12 protein-coding genes and 2 pseudogenes are annotated in these 15436 nt (G+C 62.5%); 6 read left to right on the top strand and 8 right to left on the bottom strand.

Annotated elements, in window-relative coordinates; genetic code table 11:
* Nucleotides 1-12: 12 nt before the first annotated feature.
* Nucleotides 13-1272 (top strand): acetyl-CoA hydrolase/transferase family protein, encoded by a 1260-nt coding sequence (locus C0V82_RS13770; protein WP_102112788.1) that lies wholly within the window; start codon nt 13-15, stop codon nt 1270-1272.
* Between the two features lie 14 nt (nt 1273-1286).
* The gene (locus tag C0V82_RS13765) at nt 1287-2009 is read left to right on the top strand and encodes a GntR family transcriptional regulator (protein WP_102112787.1); all 723 of its coding nucleotides are present in this window, start codon (nt 1287-1289) and stop codon (nt 2007-2009) included.
* Nucleotides 2010-2021: 12 nt separating this feature from the next.
* On the opposite strand, the gene C0V82_RS13760 is transcribed toward C0V82_RS13765, so the two are convergent.
* The 3 genes from C0V82_RS13760 to C0V82_RS13750 all read right to left on the bottom strand — a co-directional run bounded on the left by C0V82_RS13760 (nt 2022) and on the right by C0V82_RS13750 (nt 6111).
* Entirely contained in the window at nt 2022-2585 is a 564-nt protein-coding gene (locus tag C0V82_RS13760; RefSeq protein ID WP_102112786.1) for a cytochrome b, read from the bottom strand.
* A 12-nt stretch (nt 2586-2597) separates the two neighbouring features.
* A complete protein-coding gene (locus C0V82_RS13755) occupies nt 2598-4991 on the bottom strand; it encodes a TonB-dependent receptor (protein WP_102112785.1) in 2394 nt (797 codons plus the stop codon).
* Nucleotides 4992-5088: 97 nt separating this feature from the next.
* Nucleotides 5089-6111, bottom strand: a complete 1023-nt coding sequence (locus C0V82_RS13750) for a CpcT/CpeT family chromophore lyase (RefSeq protein ID WP_158659926.1) — start codon at nt 6109-6111, stop codon at nt 5089-5091.
* Between the two features lie 422 nt (nt 6112-6533).
* Between C0V82_RS13750 and istA the strand changes: the two genes are divergently transcribed.
* Together istA and C0V82_RS13740 are read left to right on the top strand one after the other, a co-directional pair.
* Nucleotides 6534-8045 carry an IS21 family transposase gene (gene istA / locus C0V82_RS13745; protein WP_102112783.1) on the top strand — a complete coding sequence of 504 codons (1512 nt, stop codon included), beginning with the start codon at nt 6534-6536 and terminating at the stop codon, nt 8043-8045.
* A pseudogene (locus C0V82_RS13740) lies at nt 8032-8352 on the top strand (ATP-binding protein); the annotation flags it as partial. The gene istA and the pseudogene C0V82_RS13740, both read left to right, overlap by 14 nt.
* Before the next feature lie 31 nt (nt 8353-8383).
* Here the strand turns inward: C0V82_RS13740 and C0V82_RS13735 are convergent.
* Nucleotides 8384-10444 (bottom strand): recombinase family protein, encoded by a 2061-nt coding sequence (locus tag C0V82_RS13735; protein ID WP_102112782.1) that lies wholly within the window; start codon nt 10442-10444, stop codon nt 8384-8386.
* A 376-nt stretch (nt 10445-10820) separates the two neighbouring features.
* On the opposite strand from C0V82_RS13735, the pseudogene C0V82_RS13730 reads away from it, so the two are divergent.
* Both C0V82_RS13730 and C0V82_RS13725 read left to right on the top strand, forming a co-directional pair.
* Nucleotides 10821-11315: pseudogene (locus C0V82_RS13730) on the top strand (ATP-binding protein); the annotation flags it as partial.
* Between the two features lie 192 nt (nt 11316-11507).
* A complete protein-coding gene (locus tag C0V82_RS13725) occupies nt 11508-11690 on the top strand; it encodes a DUF6880 family protein (RefSeq protein WP_102112781.1) in 183 nt (60 codons plus the stop codon).
* Between the two features lie 99 nt (nt 11691-11789).
* Here the strand turns inward: C0V82_RS13725 and tnpC are convergent, their stop codons facing one another.
* The 4 genes from tnpC to C0V82_RS13705 all read right to left on the bottom strand — a co-directional run bounded on the left by tnpC (nt 11790) and on the right by C0V82_RS13705 (nt 15275).
* A complete protein-coding gene (tnpC, locus tag C0V82_RS13720; RefSeq protein ID WP_102112780.1) occupies nt 11790-13367 on the bottom strand; it encodes an IS66 family transposase in 1578 nt (525 codons plus the stop codon).
* 42 nt (nt 13368-13409) lie between these two features.
* Nucleotides 13410-13757 (bottom strand): IS66 family insertion sequence element accessory protein TnpB, encoded by a 348-nt coding sequence (gene tnpB / locus C0V82_RS13715; RefSeq protein WP_094453379.1) that lies wholly within the window; start codon nt 13755-13757, stop codon nt 13410-13412.
* A gap of 22 nt (nt 13758-13779) precedes the next feature.
* The gene (tnpA, locus tag C0V82_RS27920) at nt 13780-14172 is read right to left on the bottom strand and encodes an IS66-like element accessory protein TnpA (protein ID WP_102112779.1); all 393 of its coding nucleotides are present in this window, start codon (nt 14170-14172) and stop codon (nt 13780-13782) included.
* A gap of 341 nt (nt 14173-14513) precedes the next feature.
* A complete protein-coding gene (locus C0V82_RS13705) occupies nt 14514-15275 on the bottom strand; it encodes an SDR family NAD(P)-dependent oxidoreductase (RefSeq protein ID WP_102112778.1) in 762 nt (253 codons plus the stop codon).
* Nucleotides 15276-15436 lie beyond the last annotated feature (161 nt).

The following is a 15436-nucleotide window of genomic DNA, read 5'->3' as shown; positions in this document are numbered from 1 at the left end:
AAAGGCGTGGGCATGCAAAAAATCACCCTGGCGGAGGCTCCGGCCTGGATCGCGGCAAAGGCCGGGCGGGGCGGGCGCGTCTATGTCGCCGGTTGTTCGGGTCAGCCAACGGCCCTGTTCGATGCCTTTCGCACCAGGCCGGACAAAGCCGCAGGTCTGATTTTTCATGGCATCTGGATACCTGGCGTCAATCCGCTGGATTGGGCCGGCCTGCACCCGGCGGCGCGTGGTGAAGCCACGTTTGCCAGCCCGGATTGGCAGGACAGTGCCGCCGCCGGACGCCTGCGCATCGTGCCGGAGACTTATACGGCCAGCTACGTTCGGCTCGAAAGGGCGGCAGCCGATGTCGCGGTCGCCATGGTTGCCCCACCGGACCATAAGGGGGACTGCTCCTTGGGTCTCGCGGCGGACTTCACACCCGCCGCTTGGATGCGGGCCTGCCATCGGATGCTGCTGATCAACCCGCAGATGCCGGTACCGATTGATGGCCCATGCCTGAAGCTTGCCGATGCCGATGCGGTGGTGGAAGCCGACCACCCGCTGCTGACCGTCGGGCCAGTGACGCTGGACAGCGCGTTTGCTGCCATCGCTGGCCATATCCGTACCCTGCTGCGTGATGGCGATACGCTGCAATTCGGCTTGGGCAAGGTACAGTTGGCCATGCTGGCCAATCTGTCGGGACTGCGTGATATCCGGTTGCATGCGGGCATGGTGTCTGACCCGCTGCTGCCGCTGCTGTCGCAGGATGTGCTGGCGGATGGGCCGGGCGCGGTGACGACGGGTGTGGCCCTTGGTTCGCCGGCGCTTTATGACGCCGTCGCATCCGATCCGCGCGTGCGTTTCCGGCCCGTCGGGTACACTCATGATATCCGCACCCTGGCTGCCATCCCGCGGCTGATCGCCATTAACTCGGTGATTGAAGTGGACCTGTTCGGCCAGGCCAATGCCGAATTCATTGGTGAGAAAGCCGTGTCGGGCGGTGGTGGGTTACTGGATTTCCTGCGCGGCAGCCGGATGTCGCCGGGCGGGCTGCCAATCATCGCGCTGGTATCGACGGCGCGCAGCGGGGTGCTGTCACGGATCGTGCCCCGGTTGATGGCGCCAGCCATCACCATTCCGCGCTGCGATGTTGGTCTTGTTGTTACCGAACAGGGCCTCGCCGACCTGCGCGGCCTTGACGAGGATGCCCGTGCCATGGCCTTGATTTCTATTGCTGACCCGGCCCACCGGGACAGCCTTTCCAGCGCCTGGAAGCAGATGCGGCGCCAGTAAGGGACGACAATATTTTGACAAGCAGCGCCACCCCGCGTTATCAGCAGATCGCGCAGATGCTTCGTGCCGCCATCACGAACGGCAGCTACAAGGTTGGCGACCTGCTGCCGACAGAGCAGGAACTGTGCGCCACCCACGATATATCCCGCCACACGGCCAGAGACGCGCTGCGCCTGCTTACAGAGGCCGGACTGGTCACGCGTAAGCGTCGCGCAGGCACGGTGGTCGCCGCCAGCTCCCCTCCCAACCTGTTCGTACAGCCATTGGGCGGGTTCCAGGATCTGCTGCAATATGCACGCGATGCGCGATTGACGATCCTGGCCTATGGCCCCGCCCCTGCCGACGGTTTTGCCCGTGACCTGGGTCAGGACCCAGCTGGTTGGAAGGAATTGCGGGGACAGCGGGGGACAGGGACTGCAATGGTGGGCCTGACCCGCATCCTGGTCCGGGCCGACTGCGCCCCATCTCAAGCGGAAATCGAAGCAAGGCCCACCATCGCAGATGCCATTGAGGCGCGGTTCGGCATCGCCGCCAGCCGCATTGATCAACAGATCAGCGCCATGGTTCTGGACAATCAACTGGCCACTTTGCTGGGCAGCGAGCCCGGAGCCGCTGCGTTGCGCACCCGCCGTCTGTACCATGACGGCAATGGCGCTCTTTTCCTGGCAAGCGAAAGCGCCCACCCCGCCGACCGGTTCGTTTACTCGATGAGCTTCAACCGTGAAAAGGCGGAGTGAACGCATCCACCCCTACCCCCGGCCAAACCACATGCCGCGTAATACCCCATCCTTACGCACCAGATGGTGCCAGAACGCTGCCACCACATGAAAGCCGACCAGGGACAGGAGAGTCCAGGACAGGATGAAATGTGTCCAGTAGGCAGGCCCCACCAAAGGCTTGTTGGTGGGAATGATACCCGGCACCGTGAACAGGCCCCAGAATTTTGTGGGGCTGCCAAAGGCGGATGACGCCACCCATCCCGACAAGGGCACCACCAGCATCAGGATGTAAAGTGATCGGTGGGCCCAAAGGGCTGCCTTTTCTTCTGCCGGACTGGCATCAGGCAGGACGGGGGCGGGTCCGCCCCGCCACCGCCAGACCATCCGTATCAATAACAAGACCAAGGCGATCAACCCGAACGCCTTGTGCCAATGGATATATTCCAGAAACACAGGCGCCGACGATTTGAACCACCAGGTACTGTCATTGACATGCAGGACCAGGATGGAGGTGCCGATGATCAGCACCGCCATAACCCAGTGCAGCAGCTTTGTCACCCAGCCCCAGGCCCGGTGCGTGTTGCGCGCCGCCATTCCGGTCCCCCGTCAGAAGCGATAGGTGAAGCTGGCGCCAAACTGCCGCTTGCGCGGGGCCGACACCGCAAAGTCACGCAGGAACGTCAACTGATTGCCCCCCAACGGGTTGGGCCGGAAGATCGGCTTGCTGAAATCCAGCAAGCGTGTCACCACAAGCGGTGTGCGGTCATTCAGTAGATTGCGTGCGAACAGGGCGAAGGTCCAATCCTGGGCCTCAACCGAGACATTCATGTTCACATTCAGGCTGTCGCCTGTGTGGTTCAGATTGTCCACTTGGCTGAAGCGCTTGGATTCATAGGCAAAATCGGTACGCCAGACAAAATCCAGATCCGCCGACAGCGGTTGTGTCACCTGGGTTGTCAAGGTGAACTGGTTGCTGGGTGTCTGCGGCAACTTATTGCCCTTCAGATCGCCATCCAGCCCGTCCACATCAGCCGGGTTCGGTTGCCCGTTGACAAGACGCGAAGCGCGACCGTCCGTGTCATAGATTTCTTCCGTGACCTCGTCGTAGAAATCCACGAACTCCGCATTTACGTAGGTATAGGCAAAGCGCAGGAATAACCAGTCGGCTGCGTTGCCGGACACGTCCAGTTCGAAACCCTTGATCTCCGACTTGCCCGCGTTTTGAATCAACGCAGCGCTGTTGGGCGTGCCGTTCGTGCGGATATAGGGTTCGCCGCGCGTCAGCTGCTGTTTGGTCCAATCAATCAGGAACGCAGAAGCGCTGTAATTGACCGCATCCAAGGCTGTGCCTTTGGCACCCACCTCATAGGACCAGGCCCCCTCCTCGTCGAAGACCCCAAGGCCGGCATCGCGCAAACGCTGCACTTCCGCTGGCTGGGCGTCAGTTGGCAGGCTGTTGAAGCCGCCGGGCTTGTTACCTTTGGCCGCCGTCGCAAACAGGGTCATGTCGCGGTCGACCTTGTACCGGGCCGTAAAGCGCGGCAGGAAGGCGTCGAATTTTGCCTTTTTCAGGTTGGTTGGCTTGCCAGCGGCACCGTTGGCAGCGCCCAACACCTCGTCAGTGTCCTGGATCGTTTCCTTCTGATAGCGGGCTTCGGCACCCAGGGTCAGATCGTCGGTAACATCGCCTTCAATCATGGCAAAGGCCGACCGGCTGCGCACACCGTCCTTACTGTCGAAATGCTGGCGCGCACCGGTCGCCTGCACCACAGAATAGCCCTCGGGCTGGTCGTCGTGGAAATAATAGACGCCGGCCAGGCCGCGGATACGATCCGACTGCGGGCTCATCACACGCAGTTCCTGGCTGTAATCTTCCTGGGTGCGGGCGCTGATGGACAAGCTGGGGGCCGTACTGCGAACCAGCGTATTGTCCTGACCCGTGATGCTTTCATTGTGATTAAAGGCGCTGGTGGAGGTGACGCTCCAGTCATTGTCGAACTCATAGTTCAACGCCAAGCTGGTTCGGTAGAATTCGCGCTCCAGCCCGTGATAGCCCAGCGCCTCCAGTTCGTCGTTGTTGTAGGCGTAACTATCTAGTGTTTCGACCTCACCACAATAGAATCCACGGGCGCGACTACTGGCGCGGGGTGTGGTGCCAATAGCACCCACAACATTCGCATTATAGCAGTTATTCTTGGCCGATCCCTGGAAGCCGTATATATAGCCTTTGTCGCGGTCCTTGCTGAACCCGACAGACAGAATGGCCTCAAAATTCTCGGTCGGGGTGAACAGGACACGGCCACCGACATTGGTGCTGTTTTGAGCACCCAACTCGCGCTTACCATTGTCGGCATTCACATAGTCGCCACCGAAATTATACTTGCGTGCGTTGATCTCCATCAGCAGCTTGTCTTCGATGACAGGGCCGGAGATATAGCCCGTCGCCTCGATCTGGTCATACTGCGCGACCGTCAGCTTGGCCTGACCCTTCATCTCGTTTGTGGGACGACGGGTGATGAAGTTGATGGCACCAGAGAAGGTCTGGCGACCGAAGAGGGCCGATTGCGGTCCCTTAATCACTTCCACCCGTTCAATATTATCCAGCTGGTAACTGTTAATATTATTGGCAATATAGACGCCATCAACGAAGAAGGCGGCGTTAGCGTCACCCAGAATGGAAGACATGCCACGGATCGATGGGCGACCGCCGCCCGTGCGACCGAAACCAGGCTTGATCGACAGGCCAGGCGTCTGCTCGGCCAGATCATTGATATTCTCGGCACCAGTGCGGGCAATCGCGTCGGCACCAACCACCGAAATGGTTAGTGGCACGTCCTGCAGGTTCTCCTTGCGCTTTCGCGCCGTCACGATGATTTCCGCCAGCTCCAGCGTCGCCCCCTCCTTCGGCGCTGACGGCGTCGGCACCTGGGCCAGGGCGGTACCGGCAGTACTGGTCAGAAGCAGGATCACAAATGCCCTTGTCGTCAGGTTCGTCTTCATGTCTTCCCCCTTGCTTTTTGAATGGACCCTTGGCCCCCGGTTGGGGATTGGGCCTAGCCGGTCACCGGTCGTTGCCGATGCCCGATGCCGTCGTTGATTATTGATCCGCCAAGGTGCAGCTGCCCTGCACCTGCCTCAGATTGATGCCGATACGCTTGGCCTCAGGATCCACCCAAGCATATGAAATGGCGCGATCATTGCCGCGTTCATGAACATAAAGAGCCAGGCTGTCTTCCTGCGGACCCGACGGCCAGACAATATTTCGGATTTTGAACCCGAACTCGCGGGGTTCGGTCCCGTCTGTCTGGAACCAGACCATTCCCCCCTGGTCATGCAGGGTCAAGTTGCGACGCATCTGCCAGTCGCGCGGGCCGTCGCCTGTGCGTATGGCCATCCAGCAAGTAAATGTACGCGCCTTGCGCAGCCGGTGGCTGATGCCTGGCTTGCCAGTCTGGTCCGTTCCAACCATCCAGAAATCCCACGGTGACAGCAACAGGGCCGGTCCCGTCTCCCCCTTGCCCAGGGCCGGCAGCGGACAGTCCGCGCCCTTCGGGCCCGGCGATGTGAACTGCTCGCCTTGCCGATGCCAGATCAGGGCGCAGTCGGACCGCTGGATCAGGTCTGCGGCAGGTATCGTCGTCAACGGATGGTCATCGGCTACCGCTGAAGGTTGACGAAATTCATGCAACTCCATGACAATGGCCACGCCGTCCGGTGCCGGGGCCAAGCGCAGCAGCGCCCTCCATCCGAGGTCGCTAGGGTCATTTCCATCATGGCGTTGCACGTAAAATACTGACCCAGGCAAGGCCGTAATCGTCGCCGGGGTCAGGATCAGGTGTCGGCGCAGGGCCGGTCGGGCGGCCTTCATCTTTTCCTGCGCCTGGAAATAAACCTGCTCCTGATTATCAAACCGTCCGGAAAGCCATTCCTGGAACAGGCGCATATCCTTGGCTTGCACTGGGTTCAACGCCTGAGCCGCAGCCATGCCAGTGATTGCAAGCAGGATGGCAAGACCGGCCAAGGTCCGCAGAACTGGCATGGATGGCTCCGAAACAAGAACTTTGAGATATTGGTATAATAATATATCTATCGCGCATACCGAAATCTCGCCTCCTGTCACGAAGGGGCCAATTTAGGCATCAGTGCTGTTTATCCGTGCCGTATTTATTTTGACCTGCTCTGCTTCTGCGCGCTGGACAGCAAAAAGCCCCGTAACCTATTGAGGCTACGGGGCTTAATTGGATGCGGGGGCTTGCCGTGGCCGAGGTCATAGCAAACTTACGACATTGATTTAACTAATTGTTGTCCACACGCCTTCTTCCCTGGTAGCAAACTTCGTCAATTTTGGGCCACCACCCTTCTCCCTGCATGCATAGATATACTGGCGCAGGCGGACACGGTACCCACTCAACTGGTCACCGAGGTTGTTACCCGGCGTGGAAAAGTGACCCCGTTGTTGGGGTCGTAGGCGTCCAACTTTGACCCCCGTGTTTATGACTGTTGGACTGCCCGGATGGGGAACCGATCTGGGCGGGCTGGGGGATGCTGATCGTGGAGACAGTCGGACGGATCCGGCGTGAGTTTCTGGTCAAGGGCAAGGCGATCAAGGAGATCGCCCGGGACCTTGGTGTATCGCGGAACACGGTGCGGAAGGTTCTGCGCTCTGGGGCGACTGCCTTTGAGTATGAGCGGACGGTGCAGCCCCGGCCGCGGCTGGGACAATGGATCGGTGAGCTGGACCGCATGCTGTTGGCGAACGAGGCCAAGGCAGCGCGGGAACGGCTGACACTGATCCGGGTCTATGAGGAGTTGCGGGCGCTTGGTTACGCCGGCAGCTACGATGCGGTTCGCCGCTATGCACGCCGGTGGCGCGAGGGCCGGGTATCCCGCAGCGTCGATGCCTATGTACCGCTGAGTTTCGCACCGGGTGAGGCCTACCAGTTCGACTGGAGCCACGAGATCGTGGTGCTGAACGGAGCAACGACGACGGTCAAGGTGGCGCATGTGCGTCTTTGCCATAGCCGGATGTTCTTCGTGCGGGCCTATCCGCGCGAGACGCAGGAGATGGTGTTTGATGCCCATGACCGGGCCTTCGCCTTTTTCCGGGGAACCTGCACGCGGGGCATCTACGACAACATGCGCACAGCCGTGGATACGGTGTTCCTGGGCAAGGAGCGGGTGTTCAACCGCCGCTTTGCCCAGATGTGCGCGCATTATCTGGTGGAACCGGTCGCCTGCACGCCGGCGGCGGGCTGGGAGAAAGGCCAGGTGGAGAACCAGGTCGGCCTGGTGCGGGAGCGGTTCTTTACACCGCGGCTACGGTTCAAGACCTACGCGGAGATGAATGCCTGGCTGCTGGACCGCTGCGTCTCCCATGCCCGGGCGCATCGCCATCCGGAACTGGGTGATCGGACGGTATGGGAGATGTTCGAGGCCGAGAGGCCGCATCTGGTGGCCTATGCCGGACCGTTCGACGGGTTCCACAGCAATCCAGCCTCGGTATCGCGAACCTGTCTGGTCCGGTTCGACAACAACAAATATTCCGTTCAGGCGCGCGCCGTCGGCCGGCCGGTGGAGGTGCATGCTTATGCGGAGCGGATACTGATCCGACAGGACGGCGCCTTGGTGGCCGATCACCCGAGGCAGTTCGGCCGGGGCGGGACGGTCTACGATCCCTGGCATTATGTGCCTGTCCTGGCCCGCAAGCCGGGAGCGCTGCGCAACGGGGCGCCGTTCAAGGACTGGGCCTTGCCCGGCAGCCTGGGCCGGATCCGGGCCAGGCTGGCCGGCTCCGCCGATGGCGACCGGCAAATGGTGGATATCCTGGCTGCCGTGCTGACTGACGGGCTGGCCGCCGTGGAGGTGGCCTGTGCCGAGGCCCTGCACAACGGGGTGCATTCCAGCGACGTGGTGCTGAACATCCTGTCCCGACGTCGGGAGCCGCCCAACCCCGTCAGCATCCTCACCCCCGCCGCCCTGACCCTCCGGCATGCACCGGTGGCCGATTGCGGGCGGTATGACAGCCTGCGGAGAACGGTCAATGGAGCGTCATGAAATCCTGGAGATCATGGGCACGCTGAAACTCACCGGCATGCGCGCCGCCTTTGACGAGGTGATCGCCGACGGGCTCAAGCGGCAATACCCCGTGCCCCGCATCATCGGCGAACTGCTGAAGGCCGAGATCGCCGAGAAGGAGGCGCGGTCGATCAAGTACCAGATGACCATCGCCCGCCTGCCGCTGGCCAAGGACCTGGCCCAGTTCGATTTCTCCGGCACGCCGGTCAACGAGGCGCTGATCCGCGACCTGGCCACCGGATCGTTCCTGGCCGAGCAGCGCAACGTCGTGCTGGTCGGCGGCACTGATCGGGTCTCATAATGCCCACCTTTCTACGTCATTGAAGTTCCAAGGAAATCTGATTGGGATCTGGCGTTACCGGGCGGCTTTGGGGGCGCAACGGGGACGGCAGAGCGGAGAGTTGATGTGCTGGGATCGCCCAAGGCCCCCCTTTGCAGGCCTGATAGCCATGGATGGTGCCGGCGCTTATCAGACGCAGGACTGTCATCTTGCTGACATTCAACCTGTCGGCAGCCTCCTCCAGCGTCAACTCGCCGCGCTCGGCCATTTCCCCCGGCTTGAATACTGCGATCCCATGATCGTTGCGATATCCACGGACACGTACCTCTGTCCATGTATTCCCTCGGCCGGTCCGTTTGCCGATCCGGTTCAGGATCGACGCAATGGCGGCATCAGGTTGCTGACGCGCCAGACGATGGATCAGGTCGCCAGTTTCAGGATCGCCGATCCAGCGATGGTGCCCGGGCCGGTTCTTCGGCACGGTTAAACGGGTATGATCACCACCCGCCCAGTGAATGACCAGATTGATGCGTTCATCCTCAAGCTTGACGATGATTTCATGAATGGCGGTGCGGACGATGCGCTTACGGGTTTCCGCAGTCGCGGCTGGATGGTTCCAGGCGGCGTCCAGATCGCGGCCCAGAGCCATGAGATGTGCTTTCTCTTGCTCAGTGAGCGCATCCGCATCATCGCCCGGTTGACCAGTCAGTTGATCTTCAAGTCGAGCGACATCGACGAGACGGTCATTCCAGCGCCGTTCCAGTTCTCCGGCGACGAGACGATTGCCGGGATCGACGGCATCGTACTGGCGCCGCGCGAGGTCAGCCTCGTAGCGCGCCTGGGCAATGGCCAGTTCCAAATGCCGGTAGCGGTCGCTGACCTCAGTGCGGGAGCGCGCAACTGCTTCCAGGGCCGCCTCAATCCCAAGGGGTGCCAGGTGCCGCAGGACTTCCGCCGCAACTGCCGCATCCACCCGCAGCCCACCAAACGAGATGCAGCGCTCGGTCCCATGGTTGAGATGGGCGCCACGGCAGTTGTAGCGGACACAGAACCCCTCCGTGCCGCTATAGGAGACATGCACCCGGCGGCCGCAGTGGCCACAGCGCAGCAAACCCGGCAGCAAAGCGTCCCCCCGGCGGACAGAGCCACGTGTCATCAGGCCCTTGCTATTGGCATTGTCGGCGATCAGGCGCTGGTTCCTCTCATATTCGGCCCACGAGATGTAACCCTCGTGATGATCCAGGATCAACACCTCCCAATCCGCCTGATCCCGTCGGAACCCGCGGACCACATGCTTACGGCCCTGCGCCACCGTCACACGGCTACCAGTCCGGCCGAACGTATAAGCCCCGCCATAGACGGGGTTGGCCAGCATATTGCGCACCGTGTTGTAGACCGGCAACTTCCAGATCGTTCGGCAGCCGAACTCGCTGTATTCCGTCGCCGGCAGCCTGATGTCCTCTTGCCGTAGCCAGAGGTGCAGTTGACGGACGCTTTGAAACTCGGCGAACTTCCGGAATACTAGGCCGATTGCCTCGCGCACGCGGAGGTCCGGATCCATGGCGATGCGATCGTGCCGAACCTTCACGTAACCCACAGCGACGTTCAGGAATAGCTCACCGCGCCGGGCCTTCTGGCGCAACGCCTCAAGTGAACGCTGGCGCAGGATGGATAGTTCCATCTCGCTCATCGTGCCCTTCATGCCCAGCAATAGGCGGTCATTGGGATGGCGCGGATCGTAGATACCGTCTTCGTCGGCAAGCAGGCAGCCAACCAGCCCGCAGAACTCCAACAGCGTGTGCCAGTCCCGGCCGTTGCGGGCGAGGCGTGAGGCCTCGACCGCCAGCACGATGCCAACACGCCCCTCACAGATGGCCACAAGCAGACGCTCGAATCCAGGGCGTGCAATGCCACCGCCCGATCGACCGAGATCGTCATCAATGACCTCTGCATCCTCCCAACCCAACTGGCGGGCCCGGCTGGTAAGGCCGTACTGCCGCCGACGGCTCTCATGATTATGCAGGATCTGGTCCTGGGTCGACTGCCGAACATAGATGTAGGCGCGCCGGGACAGATGATCAGGCGTGACCTTATTCATCGCCCACCTCTTGTGGAACCGGCGACCGTACCACCTCCAATAGAAGCGTCGCCAGAAGCATGATCAGTTCCCGGCTCTCCTCCGGCGCCATTCGGCGCGCGGGCACCGGCGGGGCCCCGAACAATTCGTGTTGAACAGGACGTCTGTCTCTGGTCATGCCGCTCTCCGTCGCTCGTTTCCATGAGCGACGATAAGACAGCGTCGATCTCCAGACGCAGGATCCGCAACGCGACGAGGCTCAGGTGAGGTTGTTCCGCCATATCCAGGGCGGCCGCGGGCGGCGAACACATCCATTCCGGAATGTGCGTCATCGTCCCATCCGGCTGTTGAACGACCAGCATGACAACGCCGCGGAAACGATGACGGCGCCAGACGACAAGCCGCTCACCGTGCCGGGGATGAAATCGATAATGGACCATCACCACTTCGCCCTGTGAATGGGCAGAATGCGGTTGGATCAACCGGAACCGGCAAGAGCCACCTCGCCATCGCAATCGCCCGGTCCTGCATCCGTGGCGGCGCCAGGGTCCGGTTCCACACCGTCGTCGATCTGGTCAACCGTCTCGATGCCGAGGCGAGGGGCGGGCGGCAGGGCCGCATCGCCGACCATCTCGCCAGGCTCGACCTCGTCGTGCTGGATGAACTGGGCTATCTGCCGTTCGCCCAATCCGGCGGCCAGTTGCTGTTCCACCTGATCAGCCGCCTCTATGAACAGACCTCCGTCCTCGTCACCACCAACCTGGCCTTTGGCGAATGGCCCAACGTGTTCGGCGATGCCAAGATGACCACGGCGCTGCTCGACCGGCTCACCCATCATTGCGACATTGTCGAAACCGGCAATGACAGCTGGCGGTTCAAGAACCGCGCCTGATCCCCGCCCCCGGACCCCCACCCCTGGCGGATCGCACAGGTGGGCCCACAGGTTCCTCCCGCGCGCGGCGCCGCGTCAGCCTCGTGGGGGCACGCCGCGCCGCGCGCGGGTCCCTCCTATGGACTACCTGCACGACCGCCAAACACAAATCAAAGGGGTCAACTTTCGACGCCTATACAGGGTCAAACTTCAATGCTGATTGACACCCGCGCCAAATCACCTGCTTATGGGCATGGGGCGAAGTATCTGGGCCACCTCGACCGGCTGGCGCAACAGGTCACCGACTGGCAGTCCCTGCCCGACCATGTCCGCTACCGCGAGCAGATCAAAAAGGCCCATGGCCGCAAGCTGGGCTTCTGGAGCCTCGTCAAATGAGCGCGGGGGGCGGCCCCGTATGGCGCCACCTACGCTCATTTTCACTTTCATTTGGTAGCTATATGGTAGCTAGGCGGTAAGCATCCGGCGTAGACCCATTCAGGCCTTTGCCTTCCAGTTCCATGGCAAGAGGTCGGCGATGGCCTTTGCGGGATGATCATGGATGCGGGCGAGGGTGTCGGCGAGCCAGGCTTGGGGATCGACGTTGTTGAGCTTTGCGGTCTCGATGAGGGTGTAGATGGCGGCGGCCCTGTCGCCGCCGGCATCGGAACCGCAGAAGGTCCAATTCCGGCGTCCGACGGCGATGCCACGCAAGGCGCGTTCGGCGGCATTGTTCGACAGGCAGATGCGCCCGTCCTCCAGGAACCGGGTCATCGCTTGCCAACGTTTCAAGGCATAGTCCATGGCCTTGGCAGGATCCGACTTGGGCGACAGGCGGGCACTGGCGTGGCGCAGCCATCGCTCCAGATCGTCGATCAGGGGACGGCTTTTCTCCTGGCGGGTTTCGGCACGTTCCGCGATGGCGCGGCCGTTGATGGTCCGCTCGATGGCGAACAACGCGTCGATGCGCTTCACGGCCTCGGCTGCCAGGGGCGACTTGCCATCCTTGGCCAGGTCAAAGAACCGACGGCGGACATGGCTCCAGCATCCGGCCTCCTGGAGGGGACCGGGCTTGCGGGCGGGATCGTAGAGGCCGGCATAGCCGCTGTAGGCGTCGGCCTGGAATATTCCGGCCCAGCCGGCCAGGTGGCGCTGCGGATGTTCGCCGGCACGGGTGCGGGCATAATGGTAGAGGGCGGCGGGCGGATCGCTGCCACCGAACGGCTGATCGTCCCGCACATAGACCCATAGTCGGCCGGTGGCGGCTTTGCCCTTGGCCAGAACCGGTACCGGCGTGTCATCGCCATGGAAACGATCAGCCGCCAGAACGTGGGAGCGTATCGCCGCCACCAGCGGGGCCAGGGTTGCCGCCGCCGCGCCGACCCAGTCGGCCAGAGTGGAAACGTCCAGGTCGATCCCTTCCCGGGCATAGGCGGCACTCTGCCGGTGCAGCGGCAGATGTTGGGCATATTTCCCGGCCAGCACCATGGCCAGCAGGTCCGGCCCGGCCCGCCCGCGCCGGATCGGATGGGAGGGTGCCGGCGCCTGGCTCACCGCCTCGCAGGACCGGCAGGCGAATTTCTCCCGCACATGCTGCACCACCTTCCAGCGGCGGGGTTCGCATTCCAGGCTTTCCAGCACATCCTCGCCGATCTTGCGCAAGGTATCGCCGCCGCAGCGGTCGCAGACACAAGGCCCCGGATGCACGATCCGCTCCCGTGGCAGCGCCTCCGGCAGCGGCCGCCGGGCCGGTTTGCGCGGTGTGACGGCAAGGGCGGGGGCGGGCGTGCTGAGTTCGCCGGCCACCTCGTTTTCGGCGCTGGTCTCCTCCAACTCTTCCAGTTGCAGTTCCAACTGCTCCACCAGCAGCCGGCCCCGCTCGGAGGATTGGCCGTAAAGCTCCCGCCGGGCCTTGGCCAGAGCCAGACGCAGCCGTTCGATCTCGATCGCCCGTTCACCGGCCTGTTGGCGCGCCCTCGCCAATTCCCCCTGCAATGCCAGGATCAGCGCATGGGCCGCCGCCAGATCGGCAGGCAGGTTGTCGGCAGCTTGGGCGGGAGGATTGGGGCTGGACATGGGGTCATTGAATCATGCCCACGCCGTCTTGTCTGCAGCTTTTCAGCCCGCCCGTTCGGGCCGGGCCGTGTGCTGCGGCAGCCGCCAGTCGATCCCTTCCAGCAGATAGCCCAACTGGGCCGGGCTCAGCGTCACCGCCCCGTCCACCACCGACGGCCAGATGAACCGGCCGCGCTCCAGGCGCTTGGTGAACAGGCAGGCGCCTTGGCCGTCATGCCAGATGACCTTCACCAGATCGCCGCGGCGGCCACGAAAGACGAACAGGTGACCGCCATGGGGATCGCGCCCAAGAACCTCCTGCACCTGCCGGGCAAGGCTGTCGAACCCCTTGCGCATGTCCGTCCGCCCCGTCGCCAGCCACACATGCACCCCCGGCGGGATCGGGATCATCCCGCCCCTCCGGCCGCCCGGATCACTGCCCTGGCCAGCGCCAGATCCACTGACCCGCGCAGCCGCACCTCGACCCCGCCGGGCAGAAACACCGAGATCTCCGCGACCGATGCCGTGGGGGGGGGGTGGGGGCCGGCATCGCCGCCTCCGCGACCGGCATGGTCATCGGCTCATCCACAGGGGACAGCCGAACCGGCGCGAACACCGGAACCGGGCTATCGACCGGCGAAACCGATACGCCCAATTGTCGGCGCCACCGGTATAGCAGGCTCTCGTGGACCCCGAACCGCCGGGCAACATCCTGGACCACAATGCCGGGCCTGAACGCCGCCTCAACCAGCCGGACCTTCTCCGCATCCGACCACTTCCGACGCCGCTCCGTGCCCGTCAAAACCTCCAGCCGCTGATAAGCCATCACGTTTGCCACTCGTTTGCGTCCGCGCTATCGCGCTTACGCAAAGACTCCCAGCTATCCCGCACACACCGCAAGGCGGTTCACACCGGACGCGTACGCTAGGCGATGTTTTGGGGTGGTGTTTTCGGACAGCAAAAACCCCTGAAAGACGTTGTCTTTCAGGGGCTTAATTGGATGCGGGGGCTCGCCTTGACCGGCATTATAGTAAGCTTACTGCATTGATTTAATAGAATATCGACCCTGCGAGCCGACGTGCCGACCTGACGACGGAGCGGCTTTTCAGGCACATGAATGCCGCTGTAAGCATTTGGCCGTCCTGGTGGGTCAGCGACAGACCCAACCTACTGCGCTGTCCAGCCGCCATCGACCATGAGGGCGGCTCCCGTGATCAGGCTGGCGGCCGGGCTTGCCAGGAACAGGATGGCCGGGGCTACTTCCCCGACCCGGCCAACCCGGCCAAGCGGGATACGTGATTGGACGAACTCGCGGAAACTGTGGTCCGCCAGCATGGGGGCGGTCAGTGGCGTTTCGATGAAGGTGGGGCAGACGCTGTTGACACGGATGCCCTCGGGGGCCAGTTCCACAGCCATGGCCTTGGTCAACCCCTCTAAAGCGTGCTTTGTCATGCAATAGACAGTGCGGCGGGGAGAACCGACATGCCCCATCTGCGATGACACCTGGATCACCGCCCCGCCCCGGCCGCCCCGCCGCATCGCATCCACCGCGACCTGGGAAACCAGGAAGGTCGTGCGGACATTCACGCTCAACATCGCATCCAGCGTTTCCACCGGCACCTCAGTGAAGGGCAGCGGCCGGTTAATGCCCAGATTGTTGACCAGTATGTCGAGCCCCGGAAGCGCGCGGATGCGATCCAGAAACGCGGGCGCTGTGGCGTCCATTTCCCACCCCTCCACGCGGCCCGCCGGCGCTTCCGCCGCCAATTCGGCCAGGTCGGTGCCAGTGCGCGCCACGGCAATGACCTGCGCGCCCGCCTGGGCCAGCGCCAGGGCCGCCGCCCGTCCAATGCCCTTGCCAGCCCCTGTCACCAGGGCCACGCGACCTTCCAGGGAAAAGGCGGCAAACGGATCAGGCAGGACAGACATCTTCAGGCTCCTTCAGGCATGATAACACTGGGTACGAATGCAGCATTCAGGACATTATCAGCATCCTATACCGGAATCGGCGTTCCGGTTATGTCTATTTTTTGCCAATTCCTTGTCGATTTATCAATTGCATTCGAATGCAAAAGATTTTAGGGTCACTT

Origin of the sequence: Niveispirillum cyanobacteriorum (genome assembly GCF_002868735.1) — a bacterium.
GTDB classification, from domain to species: domain Bacteria; phylum Pseudomonadota; class Alphaproteobacteria; order Azospirillales; family Azospirillaceae; genus Niveispirillum; species Niveispirillum cyanobacteriorum.
This window is presented reverse-complemented; position numbering and strand designations above follow the sequence as displayed.